This is a genomic window from Rhizobium sp. LEGMi-198b, from assembly GCF_054114205.1.
This window is the reverse complement of the sequence record NZ_JBSYVH010000001.1, coordinates 860,088-881,276: the sequence shown is the minus strand read 5'-3', so window position 1 is coordinate 881,276 and position 21,189 is coordinate 860,088. Positions and strand designations below refer to the sequence as shown.

25 protein-coding genes are annotated in these 21,189 nt (G+C 60.1%); 19 read left to right on the top strand and 6 right to left on the bottom strand.

What is annotated here, in order from left to right; genetic code table 11:
* The 12 genes from ACXHXG_RS04310 to visR all read left to right on the top strand — a co-directional run bounded on the left by ACXHXG_RS04310 (position 1) and on the right by visR (position 10,622).
* Entirely contained in the window at positions 1 to 297 is a 297-nt protein-coding gene (locus ACXHXG_RS04310) for an STAS domain-containing protein (protein ID WP_028751176.1), read from the top strand.
* Positions 294 to 659, top strand: coding sequence for a chemotaxis response regulator CheY1 (cheY1, locus tag ACXHXG_RS04305; protein WP_104821976.1), 366 nt, complete (start codon positions 294 to 296; stop codon positions 657 to 659). The genes ACXHXG_RS04310 and cheY1 overlap by 4 nt, the downstream gene beginning before the upstream one ends.
* 15 nt (positions 660 to 674) lie before the next feature.
* Entirely contained in the window at positions 675 to 2,984 is a 2,310-nt protein-coding gene (locus tag ACXHXG_RS04300) for a chemotaxis protein CheA (protein ID WP_283049090.1), read from the top strand.
* A gap of 4 nt (positions 2,985 to 2,988) precedes the next feature.
* On the top strand, positions 2,989 to 3,456 hold the full coding sequence (locus tag ACXHXG_RS04295; RefSeq protein WP_104821978.1) for a chemotaxis protein CheW: 468 nt from the start codon (positions 2,989 to 2,991) through the stop codon (positions 3,454 to 3,456).
* The gene (gene cheR, locus ACXHXG_RS04290; RefSeq protein ID WP_104821979.1) at positions 3,453 to 4,361 is read left to right on the top strand and encodes a protein-glutamate O-methyltransferase CheR; all 909 of its coding nucleotides are present in this window, start codon (positions 3,453 to 3,455) and stop codon (positions 4,359 to 4,361) included. Before ACXHXG_RS04295 ends, cheR begins: the two co-directional genes overlap by 4 nt.
* Positions 4,358 to 5,401 carry a protein-glutamate O-methylesterase CheB gene (cheB, locus tag ACXHXG_RS04285; RefSeq protein WP_457898563.1) on the top strand — a complete coding sequence of 348 codons (1,044 nt, stop codon included), beginning with the start codon at positions 4,358 to 4,360 and terminating at the stop codon, positions 5,399 to 5,401. Before cheR ends, cheB begins: the two co-directional genes overlap by 4 nt.
* Positions 5,401 to 5,790 (top strand): response regulator, encoded by a 390-nt coding sequence (locus ACXHXG_RS04280; protein ID WP_004128537.1) that lies wholly within the window; start codon positions 5,401 to 5,403, stop codon positions 5,788 to 5,790. Before cheB ends, ACXHXG_RS04280 begins: the two co-directional genes overlap by 1 nt.
* Entirely contained in the window at positions 5,787 to 6,341 is a 555-nt protein-coding gene (gene cheD / locus ACXHXG_RS04275) for a chemoreceptor glutamine deamidase CheD (RefSeq protein ID WP_104821981.1), read from the top strand. The genes ACXHXG_RS04280 and cheD overlap by 4 nt, the downstream gene beginning before the upstream one ends.
* Before the next feature lie 17 nt (positions 6,342 to 6,358).
* Positions 6,359 to 6,748: a chemotaxis protein CheT gene (gene cheT, locus ACXHXG_RS04270; RefSeq protein WP_104821982.1), complete on the top strand. Its 390-nt coding sequence runs from the start codon at positions 6,359 to 6,361 to the stop codon at positions 6,746 to 6,748.
* Positions 6,749 to 6,913: 165 nt separating this feature from the next.
* Entirely contained in the window at positions 6,914 to 8,593 is a 1,680-nt protein-coding gene (gene fliF / locus ACXHXG_RS04265; RefSeq protein ID WP_104821983.1) for a flagellar basal-body MS-ring/collar protein FliF, read from the top strand.
* Positions 8,594 to 9,126: 533 nt separating this feature from the next.
* Positions 9,127 to 9,864, top strand: coding sequence for a transcriptional regulator VisN (visN, locus tag ACXHXG_RS04260; RefSeq protein WP_457898562.1), 738 nt, complete (start codon positions 9,127 to 9,129; stop codon positions 9,862 to 9,864).
* A gap of 11 nt (positions 9,865 to 9,875) precedes the next feature.
* Positions 9,876 to 10,622: a transcriptional regulator VisR gene (visR, locus tag ACXHXG_RS04255; protein WP_104821986.1), complete on the top strand. Its 747-nt coding sequence runs from the start codon at positions 9,876 to 9,878 to the stop codon at positions 10,620 to 10,622.
* A 221-nt stretch (positions 10,623 to 10,843) separates the two neighbouring features.
* Here the strand turns inward: visR and ACXHXG_RS04250 are convergent, their stop codons facing one another.
* The 6 genes from ACXHXG_RS04250 to motA all read right to left on the bottom strand — a co-directional run bounded on the left by ACXHXG_RS04250 (position 10,844) and on the right by motA (position 15,978).
* A complete protein-coding gene (locus tag ACXHXG_RS04250) occupies positions 10,844 to 11,281 on the bottom strand; it encodes a hypothetical protein (RefSeq protein WP_104821987.1) in 438 nt (145 codons plus the stop codon).
* A gap of 5 nt (positions 11,282 to 11,286) precedes the next feature.
* The gene (flhB, locus tag ACXHXG_RS04245; RefSeq protein WP_104821988.1) at positions 11,287 to 12,366 is read right to left on the bottom strand and encodes a flagellar biosynthesis protein FlhB; all 1,080 of its coding nucleotides are present in this window, start codon (positions 12,364 to 12,366) and stop codon (positions 11,287 to 11,289) included.
* Between the two features lie 93 nt (positions 12,367 to 12,459).
* Positions 12,460 to 13,503: a flagellar motor switch protein FliG gene (gene fliG / locus ACXHXG_RS04240; protein ID WP_104821989.1), complete on the bottom strand. Its 1,044-nt coding sequence runs from the start codon at positions 13,501 to 13,503 to the stop codon at positions 12,460 to 12,462.
* Positions 13,504 to 13,552: 49 nt separating this feature from the next.
* Positions 13,553 to 14,089: a flagellar motor switch protein FliN gene (gene fliN / locus ACXHXG_RS04235; protein ID WP_104821990.1), complete on the bottom strand. Its 537-nt coding sequence runs from the start codon at positions 14,087 to 14,089 to the stop codon at positions 13,553 to 13,555.
* 66 nt (positions 14,090 to 14,155) lie between these two features.
* Positions 14,156 to 15,100, bottom strand: coding sequence for a FliM/FliN family flagellar motor switch protein (locus tag ACXHXG_RS04230; RefSeq protein WP_283049106.1), 945 nt, complete (start codon positions 15,098 to 15,100; stop codon positions 14,156 to 14,158).
* Positions 15,101 to 15,105: 5 nt separating this feature from the next.
* Positions 15,106 to 15,978, bottom strand: a complete 873-nt coding sequence (gene motA / locus ACXHXG_RS04225) for a flagellar motor stator protein MotA (protein WP_104821992.1) — start codon at positions 15,976 to 15,978, stop codon at positions 15,106 to 15,108.
* Between the two features lie 228 nt (positions 15,979 to 16,206).
* On the opposite strand from motA, the gene flgF reads away from it, so the two are divergent.
* The 7 genes from flgF to flgG all read left to right on the top strand — a co-directional run bounded on the left by flgF (position 16,207) and on the right by flgG (position 21,167).
* Positions 16,207 to 16,941, top strand: coding sequence for a flagellar basal-body rod protein FlgF (flgF, locus tag ACXHXG_RS04220; protein ID WP_457898561.1), 735 nt, complete (start codon positions 16,207 to 16,209; stop codon positions 16,939 to 16,941).
* Positions 16,942 to 16,953: 12 nt separating this feature from the next.
* Positions 16,954 to 18,342 (top strand): flagellar protein export ATPase FliI, encoded by a 1,389-nt coding sequence (fliI, locus tag ACXHXG_RS04215; protein ID WP_283051440.1) that lies wholly within the window; start codon positions 16,954 to 16,956, stop codon positions 18,340 to 18,342.
* Positions 18,343 to 18,442: 100 nt separating this feature from the next.
* Positions 18,443 to 18,988, top strand: a complete 546-nt coding sequence (locus tag ACXHXG_RS04210) for a flagellar protein (RefSeq protein ID WP_104821994.1) — start codon at positions 18,443 to 18,445, stop codon at positions 18,986 to 18,988.
* Positions 18,989 to 19,105: 117 nt separating this feature from the next.
* A complete protein-coding gene (gene flgB, locus ACXHXG_RS04205; protein WP_104821995.1) occupies positions 19,106 to 19,498 on the top strand; it encodes a flagellar basal body rod protein FlgB in 393 nt (130 codons plus the stop codon).
* A gap of 16 nt (positions 19,499 to 19,514) precedes the next feature.
* Entirely contained in the window at positions 19,515 to 19,934 is a 420-nt protein-coding gene (gene flgC, locus ACXHXG_RS04200; RefSeq protein WP_104821996.1) for a flagellar basal body rod protein FlgC, read from the top strand.
* A complete protein-coding gene (fliE, locus tag ACXHXG_RS04195; RefSeq protein WP_104821997.1) occupies positions 19,931 to 20,281 on the top strand; it encodes a flagellar hook-basal body complex protein FliE in 351 nt (116 codons plus the stop codon). The genes flgC and fliE overlap by 4 nt, the downstream gene beginning before the upstream one ends.
* A 97-nt stretch (positions 20,282 to 20,378) precedes the next feature.
* Positions 20,379 to 21,167 carry a flagellar basal-body rod protein FlgG gene (gene flgG / locus ACXHXG_RS04190; RefSeq protein ID WP_104821998.1) on the top strand — a complete coding sequence of 263 codons (789 nt, stop codon included), beginning with the start codon at positions 20,379 to 20,381 and terminating at the stop codon, positions 21,165 to 21,167.
* The last annotated feature ends 22 nt before the right edge of the window (positions 21,168 to 21,189 follow it).

Below are 21,189 nucleotides of genomic sequence, written 5' to 3'. Positions count from 1 at the left end.
ATGCCGAGCAGGAAGGGCGAAAAGACAATCAGTCTGGCTGCGGTGCTGGACCTCAATGAAGCCTCGACGCTTCGCGGCAAGTTGGTGGGGCTGCGCGGCAGCAATGTCGTGATCGACGCATCCGGCGTCGAGAGGATCGGCGCCTTGTGCGTCCAGGTCATCATGGCAGCCGCCAAGACTTGGGATGAAGACAAGCTGTCCTTCACCTTTTCGAAGGTGTCGGATGCATTTCAAAAAACGATGCAGTTGATCGGCGTCGACATCGATCACCTGCTTGCCAAGGAGATCCGGCAATGAAGAAAAAAGTACTGACCGTGGATGATTCACGGACCATTCGAAACATGCTTCTCGTCACCCTCAACAACGCCGGCTTTGAGACCATTCAGGCCGAAGACGGCGTCGAGGGTCTCGAGGTTTTGGAAGAAGCCAATCCCGACGTCATCGTCACGGACATCAACATGCCGCGCCTCGACGGTTTCGGCTTCATTGAGGGCGTCCGTCGCAACGACCGGTACCGGGCCATCCCGATCCTGGTGCTGACGACCGAAAGCGACGCCGAAAAGAAGAACCGTGCCCGTCAGGCCGGGGCGACGGGCTGGATCGTCAAGCCCTTCGATCCCGCCAAGCTGATCGATGCCATCGAGCGTGTAACCGCTTAAACAGGATCTGTTCCTATGGATATGAACGAAATCAAAGAGATTTTCTTCCAGGAGTGCGAGGAGCAGCTCGCCGAACTGGAATCCGGTCTCCTGAAAATGAATGATGGCGACCGGGATCCGGAAACCGTCAACGCTGTCTTCCGTGCCGTTCATTCCATCAAGGGTGGGGCAGGGGCCTTTGGTCTGGATGACCTTGTCGCCTTTGCCCATGTCTTCGAGACCACGCTCGATTGCGTTCGATCCAACAAGCTGGAGCCGACCCAGGATGTCCTGAAGGTCATGCTTAAGGCCGCCGATGTTCTGGCGGACCTGACCAACGCCGCCCGTGACGGCGGCAGTGTCGATCAGGCCCGTAGCAGGGGCCTGGTCAAGGAACTGGAAGCGTTGGCCCATGGCGAATTGCCCTCGGCATCGTCAGCCGCTGAAGCTGCGCCGAAGCCCGTGAAGGCGGCAGCGCCCGCACCGGCGCCTGCTCCTGTCAAAGCCGCACCCGCTCCCACGGATGACAGCGGTTTTCAGCCGATCCCCTTTAGCTTCGACGATGATTTCGGTGGCGACGAAGCGTCTTCGGGCATGCCGGAATACGAAGTGAGCTTCAAGCCGCGCTCCGACCTCTACGCCAAGGGCAACGATGCCACGCTGCTGCTGCGCGATCTCTCGCGCGTCGGCGAAATGAGCATCCATTGCAACATGGACGCCCTGCCGGGCCTCGATCAGCTCGACCCCGAAGGCGCCTATTTCAAGTGGACGATCTCGGTCAAGACGGACAAGGGCGAAGACGCCATCCGCACGGTCTTCGAATTTGCCGAATGGGATTGCGAGCTGGATATCCGGCTGATCGAAGATGCTGCCTCGCCTGTCGGCGGGGATGAAGAGCTGCCGATGATCCCCGTGCCCTTCGATCTCTCCGCTCTGGACGGCGACGAGCCGGCTGTGGAAACTGCCGAAGCGCCGAAACCAAAAAGCGATGCCGCCGCCGCCGTTGCCGCTGCCGAAACGGCCAGCAATGTCACGCAGCTTGCCGCTGCCGCCGCTCGTGTCGAAAAGAAGGAAGCAGCGGCAGCCGCCGCCGCTGCCGCTGCCAACGCCGCCGCGCAGAACAATGCCGCCGCCGGCGCCGGTCAGACCATCCGCGTCGATCTCGACCGCGTCGACCGGCTGATCAACCTCGTCGGCGAGCTTGTCATCAACCAGGCGATGCTGTCGCAGAGCGTCATCGAGAATGACAACAATGGCGCATCCTCGATCAACATGGGCCTCGAGGAGCTGCAGCAGCTCACACGCGAGATCCAGGACAGCGTCATGGCGATCCGCGCCCAGCCGGTGAAGCCGGTCTTCCAGCGCATGTCGCGTATCGTCCGTGAAATCGCCGACATGACCGGCAAGTCGATCCGCCTGATCACCGAGGGCGAAAACACTGAAGTCGACAAGACGGTCATCGACAAGCTGGCCGAGCCGCTGACCCACATGATCCGCAATGCCGTCGACCACGGCGTTGAAACACCGGAAAAGCGCACGGCGCTCGGCAAGAACCCGGAAGGCACGGTTCGCCTGACGGCAAAGCATCGCTCTGGCCGCATCCTGATCGAACTCGCCGACGACGGCGCCGGCATCAACCGTGAAAAGGTGCGTCAGAAGGCGATCGACAACGATCTCATCCCCGCCGATGCCAACCTTTCGGACGAAGAGATCGACAACCTGATCTTCTTGCCGGGCTTTTCGACGGCCGATAAAATCTCCGACATTTCCGGCCGCGGCGTCGGCATGGACGTGGTCAAGCGCTCGATCCAGGCGCTCGGCGGCCGCATCAATATCAGCTCCAAGCCCGGACACGGCTCGGTCTTCACCATGAGCCTGCCGCTGACGCTGGCCGTCCTCGACGGCATGGTGGTGACGGTCGCCGGCCAGACCCTGGTCGTGCCGCTGACGGCGATCGTCGAAACCTTGCAGCCCGAGGCTTCCGCCATCCACTCCTTCGGCGCCAACCACCGCCTGATCTCGATCCGCAACAGCTTCTGCCCGCTGGTCGATGTCGGCCGCATCCTGAACTTCCGCGCCACGCAGGCCAATCCGGTCGATGGTGTTGCGCTGCTGGTGGAATCGGAAGGCGGCGGACAGCGTGCTCTGATGGTCGATGCCATCCAGGGCCAGCGCCAGGTGGTCATCAAGAGCCTTGAAGCGAACTACACGCATGTGCCCGGGATTGCCGCGGCAACGATCCTTGGCGATGGGCGCGTTGCTCTCATCCTCGACGTTGATGCCGTGGTCGGCGCCTCCCGCGGGCAGTCGCTGAAGGCCGAAATATCGTACGCAGCGGCGGGTTGAGCCTATGTCATATGCCGTCAAGAACCTGACCCAGGGTGCCCGTGAGCTGATCGCCTTCCGCATCGGCGATCAGGAATTCTGCGTCGATATCATGTCGGTCCGTGAAATCCGCGGCTGGACGCCGGCGACGGCCATGCCGCATGCGCCGGCCCATGTCCTTGGCATTATCAACCTGCGCGGCGCCGTCTTGCCGATCGTCGATCTCTCGGCCCGTCTCGGCATGAAGCGCGCCGAGCCGACCGCGCGTCATGTGATCATCGTGGCGCAGGTCAAGCGTAAGGTCGTCGGCCTGCTGGTCGACGCCGTGTCCGATATTCTGACGGTCACCGACGACAATATTCAGCCGACACCGGAAATCTCTTCCGATTATGAGCGGCAGTTTGCACGCGGCATCCTGGCGATCGACCGCCGCATGATCTGCCTTATCGAACTCGAAACCCTGTTCCCGGACAGCGAAAGCGAAGCTGCATGAGCATTATGGGAGCGACAGATTTCAGGGCATCCCCGGACGAGGTGCTGGCCAGCGGCGAATATCCGCTGACGCGGCGCGATCTTTCTGAAATTGCCGCCATGATCTACTCGGACGCCGGGATTTCTCTCAACGAGACCAAAGCCTCGCTGGTCTATTCGCGGCTGTCGAAGCATATCCGCGCGCTGGGTTTGCCGGGCTTTCGCGATTATTGCCAACTGGTCTCCTCGCCGGCGGGCGCGGCGGCGCGGCGCGAGATGCTGTCGCATCTGACGACGAATTTCACCCGCTTCTTCCGCGAGAACCATCATTTCGATCATCTGCGCGACGAGGTTCTCCCCGGCCTTCTGGCGCGTGCCAAGAGCGGCGGTCGCGTTCGCATCTGGTCGGCCGCCTGTTCCGACGGGCAGGAGCCCTATTCCATCGCGCTCACGGTTCTGTCACTGCTGCCGAACGTTGCCGAGCTCGATTTCAAGATTCTGGCAACGGACATTGATCCGAAGATCCTCGGCCTTGCTCGCGCGGGTGCCTATGATGAGACGTCGCTCGAGACGGTTTCGCCCGCTATGCGCAAGCAATGGTTCCAGGAAGTCGAGGTCCAGGGACGCCGCAAGTTCCAGATCGACGATCGCGTCAAGCGGCTGATCACCTTCAACGAGCTGAACCTGATGGCGCAATGGCCGTTCAAGGGCCTGTTCGACGTCATCTTCTGCCGCAACGTCGTCATCTATTTCGACGAGCCGACGCAGACGAAGATCTGGTCGCGCTTCGCCGGCCTGCTGCCGGAGAACGGCCATCTCTATATCGGCCATTCCGAGCGCGTCTCCGGCGAGGCCAAGCACGTCTTCGACAATATTGGCATTACCACCTATCGCCGCATTGCCAATTCCACCGGGAGGAAAGCATGAGCGCTCCCGCCCGTGTTCTTGTTGTCGACGACTCCGCAACCATGCGCGGCCTGATTACCGCCGTTCTGAGCTCCGATCCGGAGGTCGACGTCATCGGTCAGGCCGGCGACGCGATGGAAGCGCGTGCAGCGATCAAGGCACTCAATCCGGACGTCGTGACGCTCGATATCGAGATGCCGAACATGAATGGCCTCGATTTTCTCGAAAAGATCATGACGCTGAGGCCCATGCCGGTCATCATGGTATCGACCATGACGCATCGCGGCGCAGAGGCGACCCTGACGGCCCTTGAAATCGGCGCGTTTGATTGCGTCGGTAAACCTGCTCCGGGCGAGCCGCGTCCTTTCGGCGATCTGGCGGAAAAGGTGAAGGCGGCCGCCCGTTCGCAGCGGCAATATAGCAAGCCTGCCGCCAACAATGCACAGCCGCCCGCGACCGCGGATTTCCGCGTCGGCCGCAAGATCGTCGCGATCGGTTCGTCCACCGGCGGCGTCGAGGCATTGATCGCGGTCCTGCAGAAATTCCCGGCCAATTGCCCGCCGACCGTCATCACCCAACACATGCCGCCAAGCTTTACCCGCAGCTTTGCCGAACGGCTCAACCGCCTCTGCGCTCCCGTGGTGCAGGAGGCGACCGATGGCGCGCGGCTGGAAATCGGCAAAATCTACCTGGCACCCGGCGGCGATCGGCATTTGCAGGTCGCCAATACATCGGCACCCCATTGCCGCCTGGTCGACCGCGGACCCGTCAACGGCCATCGTCCATCCGTCGATGTGCTCTTCGATTCGGTCGCCGAGCTCGCCGGCCGCAACGCGGTCGGCGTGATCCTGACCGGCATGGGGCGCGACGGCGCCGCCGGCCTTCTGAAGATGCGCCATGCCGGCGCACGCACCATCGGTCAGAACGAAAAGACCTGCGTGGTCTACGGAATGCCGAGGGTTGCGTTCGAGTTGGGTGCAGTCGAGCAGCAGTTTCCGCTGAACGCCATTGGCGAGGAAATTTTGAAAGTAACAGCCGCCCGCAAGGAAGGGAGCGAATAATGTCTCTAGCGGAGAAAATCAAAGTTCTGATCGTCGACGATCAGGTCACCAGTCGTCTGTTGTTGAGCGACGCGCTGACGCAACTGGGTTTCAAGCAGATCACTGCCGCCGGTGACGGCGAGCAGGGCATGAAGATCATGGAGCAGCAACCACATCATCTGGTGATCTCCGACTTCAACATGCCGAAGATGGATGGTCTCGGCCTGTTGCAGGCCGTGCGCACCAATCCGACGACGAAGAAAGCGGCCTTCATCATCCTCACGGCGCAGGGCGACCGTGCGTTGGTGCAGAAGGCCGCCCAGCTCGGCGCCAACAACGTTCTCGCCAAGCCCTTCACCATTGAAAAGATGAAAGCGGCGATCGAGGCCGTGTTCGGAGCATTGAAATGATCGTCGAGGGTGCTGCCCGTCGCGTGCACATCATTCAGGGCGAGTACAAGGTCATCAACGACCCGGACGTGGTGCTGTCGACCATTCTCGGCTCGTGCGTGGCGGCATGCTTGCGTGATCCGATTGCGGGCGTCGGCGGCATGAATCATTTTCTGCTGCCGGGAACGGCTGCTTCGCCGACGAGTGGTGGTGATGCGACGCGTTACGGCGTGCACCTGATGGAGCTTCTGATCAACGGCCTCCTGAAGCAGGGCGCGCGTCGTGACCGGCTGGAGGCGAAGATCTTTGGCGGTGCGAAGACGATTGCCACCTTCTCCAATGTCGGCGAACAGAACGCTGCCTTCGCCATGCAGTTCCTGCGGGATGAAGGCATTCCGGTCGTCGGCTCCAGCACCGGCGGCGAGCATGGACGCAAGATCGAATATTGGCCGATCTCCGGCCGCGCCCGGCAATACCCGTTGACCGGCGCCGAAACGCAGAAGACCGTGGCTCTGGAACAGCGCCCCGTTGCCGCCCCGAAGCCGGTCGACAACACGATCGAATTTTTCTGATCAACGAGGACTACCTCATGACCACCATTCCGCGTCCCGAACCAATCGCCATGCAGGAAGCTCTCCCAGCCATCCTCATGCGCATAGTCTCGGAATTGCACGACGTCGCCTACCTGATCGAGCGCATCGAACCGCAACTGCTCGATCTCAGCGGCGTCAACGTGCTGGAATCGCCCGACTCTATGAAGGTCATGCAGGGCATCGATCTCGCCGTGCAGAAGACGCGGGGCATTGCCGAGTTCATCGACACCATCACCGGCGACATACCGGATGGCTGGATGGTCGATGTTGCGACGGCCCTGAGCCTGGTGAAGCTCGCCGAAATGCAGAAAGCTCTCGGCGGCGGCGGTCGCCATGGACATTCCCAACCCTTGGCCAAGGCCGCCGGCGACTTCGATTTCTTCTGATCGGAGCGCCGGCGCCTGATATTGTTTTTCTTATATTATCTCGGATAAATTTTTCGAGTTCTTCATTTTTCCTGCCCGGGACGAAACGCTCGCACAAGTTTCGATTTCTATCTTCGCTGCAGGGCACAAAGCCATCAGGTCTTTGACGAATCGTGCGAGAACAGAATGAATCTGTTAAATCAATTAGTTCCCTTGTTCAGGAATCTGCAGAACCTGGGGAGGACACGCCTGCTGATCATGGCGGGCGTCGGCGTCGTTTCCATGGCGCTGATTCTGTTTGCAGCCCTCTACGTCAATAAGCCTGCCCAGGAAACGCTCTATGTGGGCCTGGATGCGACCGATCTGAACCAGATCAGCATTGCGCTTGCCGAAGCCAACATCGGTTTCCAGGTGGGTACGGACGGCACCAGCCTGACCGTGCCGGCCGGCATGACCGGCAAGGCGCGCCTGCTTCTCGCCGAGCGCGGCCTGCCGAACAGCACCACCGCTGGCTATGAACTCTTCGACAATGTCGGCTCTCTCGGTCTGACCTCCTTCATGCAGGAAGTGACCCGCGTGCGTGCGCTGGAAGGCGAAATCTCCCGCACGATCACCTCGATCACCGGCATTAGCGCGGCACGCGTCCACATCGTCATGCAGGATGTCGGCAACTTCCGCAAAGCGGACCAGAAGCCGACGGCCTCGGTCATGATCCGGGCGAACGCCGAAGCGGGGCGCAAAGCGGCCCAGGCCATCCGCCATCTCGTTGCCTCTGCCGTTCCCGGCCTGGAAGTCGACGATGTTACGATCCTCGATTCCACCGGCCAATTGCTCGCCTCGGGTGACGATCCCGGCAATGGCGCGCTGAACCGCAATCTCGGCATCGTGCAGAATGTTCAGGACGAGGTCGAATCGAACATCAACAAGGCGCTCGCTCCCTTTCTCGGCATGGATAATTTCCGCTCCAGCGTGACGGCGCAGCTCAATACCGATAGCCAGCAGGTGCAGGAAACCACCTACGATCCGGATTCGAAGGTCGAGCGCTCGGTACGCACTACCAAGGAAGCGCAGAAATCGCAGCAGCGCCAGTCGGATACGGCAGCGACTGTTGAGCAGAACATTCCGCAGGCTGCCCCGCAGTCCGGTGGCAGCGGACCGACATCGAACGACCAGTCGGACAAGCGCGAAGAACAGACCAACTACGAAATCAACAGCAAGACGACCGCGACGACCCGCAACAGCTACAGGGTCGAGAAGCTCTCGGTGGCCGTGGTGGTCAACAAGGGCCGCATCGCCCAGATGGTCGGTCAGCCGGCCGATCAGGCGAAGGTCGACGCCTATATCGCCGAGATGCAGAAGATTGTCGCGACCGCTGCCGGCGTCGACACCACCCGCGGCGACGTGGTGACTGTCAACGCGATGGACTTCCTCGACAATCAACTGCTCGAGGACACCTCTTCCAGCTTCAACATCATGGATATGCTGAGCCGTAACATGGCTGGCATCATCAACTCGGCTGCCTTCGTCGCGGTTGCCTTCCTCATCGTCTGGATGGGCTTCCGTCCGCTGATCCGCTCGCTCGGCGGCGGTGTGGCCGGTGGCGCGGCTCTGCCGGAAGCGGCGGGTCTGGAACTGCCGGATTTCGCTCCTGCCGTCGGCGGCCCAGGTGCCGCGCTGATGGACGGCTTCGGCTCGGACTTCGGCTTCGACAGCACCGACGATCTGCTGACGATGGGCGAAGACGGCGGCACTTTCAACCGCCGTGTCAAGGAAGGGCCGGAACGCCGCCTCTCGCGCATGGTGGAAATCAGCGAGGAACGCGCCGCGAAGATCCTCAGAAAATGGGCCGTCGACAACGCTGCCTGATAAAAAGACCGGGAGATATTCCCGGTCTTTTCATGTCATCGGAAAGAACGCCGCTTGATCATGCCAACTCTGGGTTTTCGCAAATATTTGCTTCACGTATGCGTACCGAAATCGAGTGACCGAACCTGTTGGCAAGACATTTCCCGCCGGAAATTTCATTGCTGGGTAGAAAGAATCGACTTACAATCATCATACCTATTCGGAGTTGCGTCGAAGCGGCGCGAATCAGAGCATGAGATCCGTGTTTGGTGAATTCAGCGAATTTGGAGATGCCAGCACGCGGAGAAATCAGTCTATAGTTGGTTGATTGCGATTTGGGCGATTCGCATGCGCTTGCCGAAATCGAATTTATATATTAGCGCGCTTATCGCGTCATACGTCCGTATGGAGTCGTATGGGGCGGAGCAATAAGTTGAGTTGGTGCAGACACTTTTGCGAAGATCGATGCCGTCTTCGATGGTTATGCGCCGGGTCCAGACCGAGCAATGCTCTCGTTGGCGTTCGAGCGCCTAACAGCGGCAGGAAATGCAAAAATGGACGTGCAGATATTGCAGGGGAGCAAGGGCGACAAGGATGTGCGATTGGCCGCGTCCGCCAATGCCATGTCGCGCGATCAACTTGTTCAGCAGTTGAGCGCCATTGCCGGCCCTGCCTATCTCCAATCCGGCCTGCGCGTGTTGACGGACTATGTCGGCGCCTCCCACTATCTTCTGGCCCGCTGCGACCTGATCCAGGAAAGCGGTCTCGACTTCGTCGTGTCCTCCGATTGGCCCTTCGATCTTGTCCACCGTCTTGCTTCCGAGCTCACGAGCGGCTACGGCCGCACGGGCGAGCTTGAGAAATGCATGTCGCTGTTCCAGCCGAATTTTGCGTTCCTGCCGGATGATGTCGAGCTGCCGGAAGGCGTCAGCCGCCAATATTGCTCGCTGACGTTCAATGTTGGCCGCACGCGCTTCTCGCTGATGCTGCTTGCCCATGATGGTCTGTTGCTGTCGCCGGAGCGGCTGCGTGACGCCGGATTGCTGTCGGGTTACTTCGCGAGCTTCACGCGCTGCGTGGAAGGCAAGTCCGAGCGCGATTTCGATCTCACCGAGCGTGAGCTGGAATGCTTGTTCTGGATTGCCGAAGGCAAGACAAGCGACGAGATCGCCATGATCCTCGGCATCTCGCGCAACACCATCAACAACTATATCACCAGCGTCATGCGGAAGACCGCGACCAAGACGCGATCGGAAGCGATCGCCTTTGCCGTCAGAAACAACCTCGTTTGAAAGCCCGATGAATGCGATATCAGCCGGTTAGGACGACGGACACGCCAAGCGAAGGAAGGCTCGGCCGTTCGCATCGGATATCCAGCCGTTCTGATCTCTTCCCGAAGCTTGTGTCGATGCAGAAGCTGATCGACGCGCAGAATTTTGCAGTATATCGCCTCAGCGGCTCCGGCCTGCCGAGCAAGCAGCGCCTGGTCTGCGAGCTGGAAAATTGGGGTTCGACCAATACCGTCCTCAACAAGGCCTTTGTCGAAGCCTATGGCGAGGCGATGATCGAGCATATCGAAAAGTCGCTGCTGCCGCTGATGTGGAACGGCCGTGATAGCGACAGCACCGCCGAGACGCCTGATTTTGCCTCGTTCACCCAGCGCCTGAAACCGCATCTCCTGCCTTTTGCCGGCGTCGCCTTTCCGGTGCGCCTGGGATCGGTCGGCAACGGCTATGTCGTGTTCGCCGCAAAATTCATGGATCTGACGAGCGATATGATCGTCGAGCTGCATGGCCGTAGCTGCCAGATCATGATGGATCTCCTGTCGCTCGACGAGCGGCGGTCGCCGGCCGCCGAAGCGCTGAGCGAACGCGAGATCGCCTGCCTGCAGCTTGCAGGTGATGGCCGGATCAGCGAGGAAATAGCCGAAAAGCTGGGGCTGTCGGTGCACACCGTCAACGCCTATCTCGGTTCAGCGACGATCAAGCTCGACAGCGTCAACCGTATCCAGGCAATCGCAAAAGCGATCCGTTTCGGTTACATCAGCTAAGGCGCCATGCGTTCATAGCAACGCACAAAAGTCGGCTAGGGTCTTTTGGGGTCCAGAGCATCTTATCCGCTATCGGCTATTCCCAGCGGATAAGATCTTCCAGAAATTGTAGAAAGCAAAAGGCGAGCGGTTCCGCGCCTGGCTGAAAGCCGAAGCGCACACGAATGCCGAGATGCCTCAGCGGACCTTCATCATGAAAGTGGGGATGGTTTGAGCCTTGTTCAGGCTGCGCGCGTCGTTCCGCCGATCGCGTAGCGGGCGTCCCGCAGGCTGCGGGCGAGAAGCGCGGTGTTCTCGTCCGGATCGGCCGAGGCTTTGTCGAAGGCGATATGGTTGATTTCGATGCCGGCATGATGTTCGGCCAGCGCGAGCTTGGCATAGACGGTGACGCCGCGGGGTTTGATTTCGAGGTCGATGGTGACTTCCGCCGGTCCGCCCCATTCAAGCTTGTAGTCGCCCCCAAGGCCGAAATTGACGGTGCCCGGATGGAAATAAAGCTCGGCCGCCGACGCCACGAGGTCGGCAAGATTGCCATAGCGCTCGAAGCGCAGCAGCGAAATCAGATCGGCCGCGTCGAGGAGCCGCAATTCGCTGGCGACCGGGCTGATGGCTTCCGCGAGAATTTGTTCACGTTGGGCAGAGTAGGGGGATTTTTTCATTCGATTTATCGTACCCGTTTTCTGTTCGACTGCGTGGCATAGATCCTATGGATCAGCTCTGCGACGGCCTTGTAAAACACTGACGGGATGACACTATCTACCGAGACTTGCGCAAACATGGAGCGCGCGAGTGGCGGATCTTCGAAGACGGGGATGCCATTTGCCTCGGCGATCTCCCTGATTTTGAGGGCGATGAGGTCCTGCCCCTTGGCGACGACGATGGGTGCGTCGTTTTCCTCCCGGACATAACGCAGCGCCACGGCAAAATGGGTCGGATTGGCGATGACCAGCGTGGCACGCGGCACCTGCTTCATCATGCGCCGGCGGGCACGGTCGCGGGCAATCGAGCGCTGCCTCGATTTGACGATCGGGTCGCCCTGGGATTGCTTGTGCTCTTCCTTGACCTCCTGCTTCGTCATTTTCAACTGATCAACCCAGTGGTAGCGGGTCCAGAGCACGTCGCCGATGCCGACGACGGCGGTTGCCAGCAGCACGATGGTCAGAATTTTCTGGATGATGGTCGTCAGCCGCACGAAGATCGTCTGCGGATCGGAAACCAGCGAATCGATCGCATGGAAGAACTGCCCGCGCAGCACAAAGAACATGATGACACCGACCAAGACGATCTTGGCAAGCGACTTGCCGAATTCCACCAGACCCGACGTGCTGAAGATGCGGCCCCAGCCCGCCACCGGCGAAATGCGGGAAAACTGTGGCGCGATGCGGTCGAGAACGGGTGTCGGCAGGTTCTGGAACATCGAGGACCCGATGCCGAAGGCGAAGAACAGCACGACCGCGGGCAGCAGCAGATTGCCGACTTCCCAGCCGATGCGGATGAACAAGGAAATGACGTCAGACCCCGTCTCGAGCTGCCACTGATCGGGTTTTTCGAAGAGGTCGCGCAGCACCTCGCCCATGCGCCCGACGCGCTCCGGCAGGAAGAAGGTGACGTAGATGACGGTCGCGAGCATCGACGCAAAGAGCGTCGCTTCCTTGGAGTGAGGCACATTGCCTTTCTCCATCGTGTCGCGGAGTTTTTTCTCCGTCGGTTTTTCTGTTTTACTGTCCTTGTCTTCGTCAGCCAAAGAAGCCGTCCTTCATGAAACGGAAAGAGGCCGTGCATCATGCACGGCCTTGTTCTGAACAGTCTAAGACGATTTAGGTGAGTCGCGCTGAGATCACGCGGCTTCTTCCACAGGCGTCTTGTCTTTTGCCTTGAGTTCGATCTGGCCGGAATTGGAAAGCCGGATGGCTTCCTGGGCGATGGCGCGCCGCGCGATGGCGATTTCGCGCGGGTTGATGCCGGTGGTGATCTGCAGGTCGGATTCGATCATGCGGCGCTGGCGCGGGCTGATCGAACTGAGCACGATCTCGCGAATCTCGGACGAGGAACCACGCAGCGCCATGGTGAGAATGTCCGCCGCGATGTCGTTGAGCAGCATGACGCGGCTCGGCTGCGGCATGAGCGTGAGGTCGTCGAAGAGAAAGATCTTCGGACGCACCTTGTCGACCGATTCCTTGTTGAGCGTTTCCAGCGATGTGAGCAGCGTATCGACCTGCGGCTTGTCCAGCTCGTTCATCAGCTCCGCCACCTTCGTCGAGCCGGAAGCATTGCGTTCGGCATCGATTTCCGCCATCAGCCCCAGCACGCGGTTTTCGATGATCTGCGCCGCTTTCGGGCTGACATCCTTGAGATTGACGGTGCGGTTCATGATGTCGGCGCGTTGCGCCTCGGGCAGTTGCAGCAGAACCTTGGCGCCGAAGGAGGACGGCATCATCGACAGCACATAGGCGATGGTCTGCGGATGTTCGCGCAGGAAGAACTTGGCGACGAAAATCGGATCCGCCTCGCCGAGGCGATCCCAGATCGAAGTTTCGTAAGCCTGGAAGGCGGTGCGCCGGCCGAGAAGGCTGTCGACCTCGTCGGGTGTCAAGCCTTCCTCGAGAATGCTTTCGATTGCCTTGGCGTTGTCCATCAGACCCGCGCCTTCGGTGAAGAGATCCTCGAATTCCGCGACGAGCTGCGCCAGCTCGTCCGGCGGAATAACCCTCAGCGACTGCGCAGACGCGATGATGAGCTGCAATTCATGCTGCGTGAAATATTTCAGCAGCCGTCCCGCAACCTGTTTACCCATGGCAAGGAGAACAGCAGCAGCCTTCTCAGCCTGAGATAACGGTTGCTCGGCGAGGGCGCCGCCGCTGAAATCGTCAAAGTCCATCATGGTCTTCGTCTCCGTCCCGAACAGGGAGTGGGCTTATTCTGAACAGAGTTCAGTTTTTCTTCGTATTCGATACTTCGATGAGCTTGATACCGAACCTGGTGTCATCATGTTCCAGCACGGTAATTTCGCCCCGGCCGATTCTGCGGCCGTTCACGGTGATCTCGACGGGCTCGCCGATTTTCTTGTCGAGCGCGATGATTGCGCCTTCGGTCAGGTTCATCAGGCCGGAGACCTGCATGCGGCTGCTGCCGAGCACGATCTGAACGTCGATCGGGATGTCCATGATCAGGTCGAGATTGGCGGTCAGCGCGCTACCCGGAGCTGACGGTTCGGCGAAGGAGGAACCGCCGAAATCGCTGGCGCCGAAAGCCGAGCCTGCATTGTCGTCCCCGAAATCGCCGCCGAAGGCCGAAAGATCCGTGCCCGGTTCGGCCCCGAATGCATCGGCGCCGAAATCCGGCATGCCACCGTCGGTGTCTTTCTTCAGCACGCCGCGCAGGCCGTCGATGGCCTCATCCAATGCGGCGTCGCTGTTTTCAACTTCCAGCGATTCCTCGCCGCTTTTCTGTGTCGTCTTCCTAGCCATGAAATCACTATTCCAGTTGAAACTTGCCTCAAGCTGCCGTGGGTGCCCCAGTCACCCGCCAGCCGGTCAATTCATCAGGTGTCGAAGAAGCTCGTCGTCGGAATTCACATTGTCCTTGACGCGCACCGTGTAATTTTCGCCCGAACGGCCGAATTCGCAGATGTAGAGGTCCTTGCTGTTGGCGCTGACCTCGACGCGGACATCGCCTGCGTCCATGAAGGGAATGACATCGCCGACGGCGAGTCTCGAAATTGTGTTCAGCGTCAGCGATTCCAGCTGGATGCGGGCTTCGAGCGTCACCTGCGAGCGACGCACCTGTTCGCTGAGCTGCTCCGTCCATGCTTCCGACGCTGCGGACGGGTTCTTGGCTCGCGGTGGGCTGACGACGGTCCGCAGCAGAACCTGCTGCGGTATGATGACGACGATTTCCGAGACGGTCTTGCCGAGCGAAATCATCATGGTGATGGCAGCGGCGAATTCATCGACCTGGTCGGCAGCCGGCTTCGGGCGATTCTCGATATTATACGGCGGATCGAGATTGGGTTCGAAACCGCCAGCCGCATTGACCGCCGAGCGCAGCACGTTGGCGATCTTGTCGAACACCATGACGGCAAGGTCGAGCTCGATGATCGAAAGCGGCCGCGGAAGGGGTGCCTCGATGGTCTCGGGCAGCGCGCCCAGCATGTGCTCCATCAGGGTCATTATGAAGCCGGTGCCGCAGCCGAGAACGAATTTCGATGCCCAGTTGCGTAGCGAACCGTTCACAAGCGCGCAGTTGCCGCCGAGGCCGGCGATGAGATCGTTCATCAGTCCCGACTGGCAGCCGGCATAGGCGACGGACACGTCGAGGCCCGTTTCGCTCTTGATGAAGTCGGGTAGGAATTCGCCGTAGACCTGGCCGAAGGCGGCGGCGAGCTTTCCGACGGTTGCCTGGTCTCCGAGGCCGCCGGTCAGCTTGGCGAAGAGGGCGCGGTCCATGGTATGCGCCTTGGCGGATGATTGCTGGCTCATGGTCGTCAGGCCGCCTTGCTCTCACCGCCGGGATTCATCATTTCCTGCTCGACGGCATCGATCGACGGCCGTTCGTAGGAGGAGATGGTCTTGCGGCCGTATTCGAGTGCCACCTGCGGCACGGAGCCGTTCATGTAGGCCAGCAGCGTCTGCTTGACGATCACGTAGAGGCGATGCTGCTTGCTGCGTACGATCTTGATCTGCGACACGAGGGGCGCGCAGACGGAATAGGAAAGGAGAATGCCGAGGAAGGTGCCGACCAGCGCCGAGCCGATGAGGTGACCGAGCACTTCCGGCGAATCGTTGATGTGGCTCATGGCCTTGATGACGCCGAGAACGGCGGCGACGATACCGATGGCCGGGAAGGAATCGCCCATGATCGTGATGGCATGATAGGGCTTCATCTTGTCGTGCAGGATGGTGTTGATTTCCTCGTCCATCAGCGCCTCGATCTCGTGGGAGCGGGCGTTGCCGATGATGATGAGGCGGACATAGTCGCAGATGAAGGCCGTCAGTTCCTTGTTCTTCAGCACCGTCGGGGCGGCTTGGAAGATTACGGATTCGTCCGGGTTGTCGATATGGGCTTCGATTTCGTTGCGTGACTTGGTGCGCAGATCGCGCATCAGCGCGTAGAGCACGCCGAGCGTATCGAGATAATTGCGCTCCTTCGGAACCGAATGCTTGAAGGCCTCGCCCAGCGCCTTGCCGGAATCCTTCACGACCTTCATCGGATTGGCCATGATGAAGCCGCCGATGCCGGCGCCCGCGATGATGACAAATTCGAAGGGCTGGAACAGCGCGTCCACATGCCCGCCCATCGCCATGAAGCTGCCAATGATGCAGCCGCAGGTCACTACAAATCCGATAATAATATTCATCGCCAGTCCACACCTGAACGTTGCTTCCTCCGTTGAAGTAGGAGACCTGCCTTGCGTGAGGCTGTTCGGCGCGCTTCGAAGCAGCCTTTCGCCGTGTCAGCTTCGCACAAGCCAGTGCTGGCAGAGTATCGGGTAAGGGCATTCATGCCCGGCTAACGACATGTCGGAGCGCCGCGATATCTGGCGTTTCCTTTCCCGTTATTCTCCAATGTCCGGAGGGCTTGAAAAATGCAGTCTGGTATTTATGTGGCGCTATCATCGCAGATGGCGCTCGAGCGGCGTCTGACGACGATCGCCGATAACATGGCCAATGTGAATACCACAGGTTTTCGTGGCACCGAGGTCAAGTTCAATCAAGTCCTCAGCAATACCGAAAACAAGCTCAACGCCAAAGTCGCCTTCGTCTCGCAGGGCAACGACTATCTCTCCACCGACAACGGCGAACTGGAAAACACCGGCAATCTCTTCGATTTTGCGGTCAAGGGCGATGCGTGGTTCGGTCTCAACACACCGGCCGGCATGGTTCTGACGCGCGACGGCCGCTTTACCATGACCGAGAGCGGCGCCCTGGTCTCCACCCGAGGCTATCCGGTGCTTGATCCCGGCGGTGCACCGATTCAGCTCGACCCCGGCGGCGGCGCGCCGAGCGTCTCCTCGGATGGCACGATCGCTCAAAACGGCAAGCAGGTCGGCAAGATCGGGCTCTATAGCTCCGATATCAGCAAGGGCTTCCTGCGCTATGACAATAGCGGCGTGTTGCCGACCGATCCGCCGCAGTCCGTCGTCGACCACTCCCATATCGGTATCGCCCAGGGCTATCTCGAAAATTCCAACGTCAACGGCATGCGGGAAATGACCCAGCTTATCGAAGTCAGCCGCGCCTTCGACAATATCTCGACGCTTACCAGCAGCAGCGAAAGCACGCTCACGGACGCCATCAAGACCCTCGGCGGCAGCCAGTAAGAGGGTCGGATGATGTTCGAGGATGGGATGCCCGAGGGCGCGATGTCGCCGAGATTCTCGCGGATGGCCGCTTTGGCGGATCAATATTTGATGGCGGAAAACACGGTTGCCGATGGCGGCCATGTACGTACCATCGCGGCCGGGCACTACACCGTCGCCGGCCTTTCCAGGCATGTGCGCCTCGGCGAGTTCGTCGCCCACCGTTCCCCGACCGGCATCCATCTCGGTGAAGTTGTCCGCGTCGAGCCGGAGCTGACCTATGTCTGCCCGATCGAGCCGGGTGAGCCGATCGGCATCCACGACGTCATCATCCGCAAGGGCGCCTTCCGTATCGCGCCTACGGATAGCTGGTGCGGCCGCACGATCAACTCGCTGTGCGAACCGATCGATGGCCTGGGGCCGCTGGCGGCAGGTCTGGATTCGCGCTCGATCTCCAATACCGCGCCGCCTTCGATGACGCGCAAGCGCGTCGAGACGGGTTTCAAGACCGGCGTGCGCGCCATCGACATCTTCTCACCGCTCTGCCTCGGTCAACGTCTCGGCATCTTCGCCGGTTCCGGCGTCGGCAAGTCGACGCTGCTGTCGATGCTCGCCCGGGCCAATGCTTTCGACAAGGTGGTAATCGCGCTTGTCGGCGAACGTGGCCGTGAAGTGCGTGAATTCATCGAGGACACGCTGGGTTCGCACATGCAGAAGTCGATCGCCATCGTCGCGACCAGCGATGAGAGCCCGATGCTGCGCAAGATGGCGCCATTGTCTGCCATCACCATCGCCGAGCATTTCCGCGACCAGGGCGACAATGTGCTGTTGATCGTCGACAGCGTCACCCGCTTCGCCCATGCCATTCGCGAAGTGGCGACGGCCTCCGGCGAGCCGCCGATCGCGCGTGGTTATCCGGCCTCGGTTTTCACCGAACTGCCGCGCCTTCTGGAGCGTGCAGGACCAGGTCCGGAAGGGACCGGCACGATCACCGCGATCATCTCCATCCTCGTCGACGGCGACAATCACAACGACCCGATCGCCGATTCCACCCGCGGCATTCTCGATGGCCATATCGTCCTGCAGCGCAGCCTGGCGGAAGAGGGGCGTTATCCGCCGATCGATCCGTTGGCCTCAGTGTCGCGCTTGGCGCGCAAGGCCTGGACACCGGATCAGGAAAAGCTGGTTTCGCGCCTGAAGGCACTTGTGCACCGCTATGAAGAAACCCGCGACCTGCGCCTGATCGGCGGATACCGCCAGGGCAGCGACCCGGATCTCGACATGGCCGTCCGCCAGGTGCCGATCATCTACGACATTCTGAAACAGACCCCCGGCGAACGGCCTTCGGCCGACGCCTTCACCGACCTTGCGACCGCGTTGAAAAACGGCTCGGCCGCAAACATCCAGCCGAGAGCGAAATGAGGTTTCCACGAAATGTCGTTCGCTCCAACCATTTGATTTCGCATCATCCCGTCCGAAACCGCTTCACGCATTTCGGGCCATGCCGAGGGAGAGGCCAGACGTGAGAGAATCCGATGCAGACGAACCGGTCGCTCCGCTGAAGCCGGCAAAAAGGCGAACCTTTACCGATAAGGCCCTGGCTGGCACCGGTCTGTTGCTCGCCGGTATTTCGGCTTTCTTCCCCTGGTATGTGTTCCTGAACCCCGACAAGTTCGGCATTCACGTTGCCGAGGGCGAGCGCACCCGCGATCTGCCGAATTGGCCGGGACGCGAGATCGTCAACGTTTCGCCGCTTGCCATGGTCAACAAAAATCCCGATGGGCCGAAAGATTTCGCTCCCGATCCGCTGACGACGGCAACGGTCAGCAATGTTGGACGCGAGGATGACAAGGGCCAGCCGGCCGAAGATCAGCCGTTTCCCGGCAAGTCGCCGTTCCATTTGCTGCACGTCGCAAACGGCCGGGCGCTCATCGAGGATGACACCGGCATGTATGTCGTGCGTGTCGGCTCGATCCTGCCCGATAACAGCCGCTTGGCGACGATCGAGCAGCGCGACGGAAAGTGGGTCATCGTCACTTCCACCGGTGACGTCTACGGCCACAATTGAGAGCCCGCAATCGCCTGCGTATCAGGCTTAGTAAAGACTTTCGCAAGAACGCATCCCCCGCAAGTCCCACGCAAGATTATCCCTCTAGGGTCCTGCTGTAAGAACGGAGAGAAGCCCATGCAACCCATTCAGCTCTTTGACCTGGCCTCGCGGCAAGCCGAGTGGCTCCAGGTTCGCCAGGAGGTCGTTGCCGGCAATATCGCCAATGCCAATACCCCGAAGTACCACGCCAAGGACGTCACGCCGTTTCAAGCCGTTCTCGACAACGAGAATGTCGGCATGGCGAAGACCAACCCGGCGCATTTTTCGGGCAATGAATTCAGTGAGAGCGGCGACGTCAACGTCGAGGAAGCGTCGCTCAATCAGGAAATCGGCGTCCAGGAGTCGGGTAACACCGTCGGCCTGGAAGACGAGCTCGCCAAAACCGGCGACATCCAGCGCCAGTACGGTTTGAACACCGCGCTGGTCAGCTCCTTTCATCGCATGATGTTGATGACCGTAAAACAATAGATGAAGTGAAGATGTTATGGACCCTTTATCAGCCGCGTTGAAGATTGCGGGCTCCGGCCTGGAGGCCCAATCGACCCGCCTGCGTGTTGTTTCCGAAAATATCGCCAATGCCCGTTCGACGGGCGACACCCCCGGTTCCGATCCCTATCGCCGCAAGACCGTGACGTTCGGCGCCGAGCTCGATCGCGCCAACAACCTGACCACGGTGGGTGTGAAGAAGTTGGGCGAGGACACCAGCAAGTTCGTCGAGGAATACGACCCAGACAATCCGGCGGCGGACCCGAAGGGCTATGTGAAGATGCCCAACGTCAACGTCCTCGTTGAAATGGCCGATATGCGCGAAGCCAATCGCTCCTATGAGGCCAATCTGCAAACGATCAAGCAGTCGCGCGATCTCATCAATTCCACCATCGATCTCTTGAAGAATGCACAATGATTGACGCTATCAAGAATGTCTCCTCCCTTTCCGCAGTCCGCGGTCTCGGCAACATTACCACCGACGAAAGCTCCTCTTCGTCCAACAGCCTGGCGCCGACGCTTGGAACAACGCTTGGAAATGCGACCGGCGCAAGCTTCGCCTCGGTCATGTCCAACGTGGCGAAAGACACGGTCAATACGCTGAAGGAAGCCGAAAACGCCTCCTTCGCCGGCATCAAGGGCACGATGAGCACCCGCGAAGTGGTCGACAAGGTCATGCAGGCGGATCAGACGCTGCAGACGGCGATCGCGCTGCGCGACAAGATGGTCTCCGCCTTTCTCGATATTACGAAAATGCAGATTTAGGGCGGGTGGCCCCGCTCCCATTATTTGATTTGGCGCGATCTTGTTCAAAGCCGCTTTGCGGCTTTCGGGATCACGCTCTAGCTCGAAGGACGAAGACATGAGAGCGCTCGCTATTGCCGCGACGGGCATGGACGCCCAGCAGACCAACCTCGAAGTAATCGCGAACAACATCGCGAACATCAATACGACGGGTTACAAGCGTTCCCGCGCCGAGTTCTCGGACCTTTTGTACCAGACCGAACGCGCCAAAGGCATTTCCAACCGGCCGAACCAGGCCGTGGTGCCGGAAGGCGCCAATATCGGTCTCGGCGTGCAGACGACGGCCGTGCGCAACATTCAGATCCAGGGCGAACTGTCGCAGACGCAGAACGATCTCGACGTCGCGCTGGTCGGCCGCGGATGGTTCCAGATTCAGATGCCCGACGGCACGACGGCCTATACGCGCGCCGGTTCGTTCAACAAGAGCGATACGGGCCAGATGGTGACCGCGGACGGCAACGTGCTGGAGCCGGGGATCACGATCCCGAACAATGCCAGCAACATCGTTATCAACGAATCCGGTCAGGTCTCGGCGACGATCGGCACCGCGACGACGCCGACCGTTCTCGGCCAGTTGCAGATCGCCAACTTCGTCAACGAAGCCGGTTTGCAGCCGATGGGCAGTAACCTCTTCACCCAGACGCCGGCCTCCGGCGATCCCGTCGTCTCCGATCCCAATACCAACGGCTTCGCCTACATGAAGCAAGGCTATCTGGAATCGTCGAACGTCGATGCGGTCAAGGAAATCACCGATCTGATCAGCGCGCAGCGTGCCTACGAGATGAATTCCAAGGTCATCACCACCGCCGACGACATGGCGCAGATCGTCAGCAAAGATCTGAAGTAACGAGAGGACGGGCCGAACATGA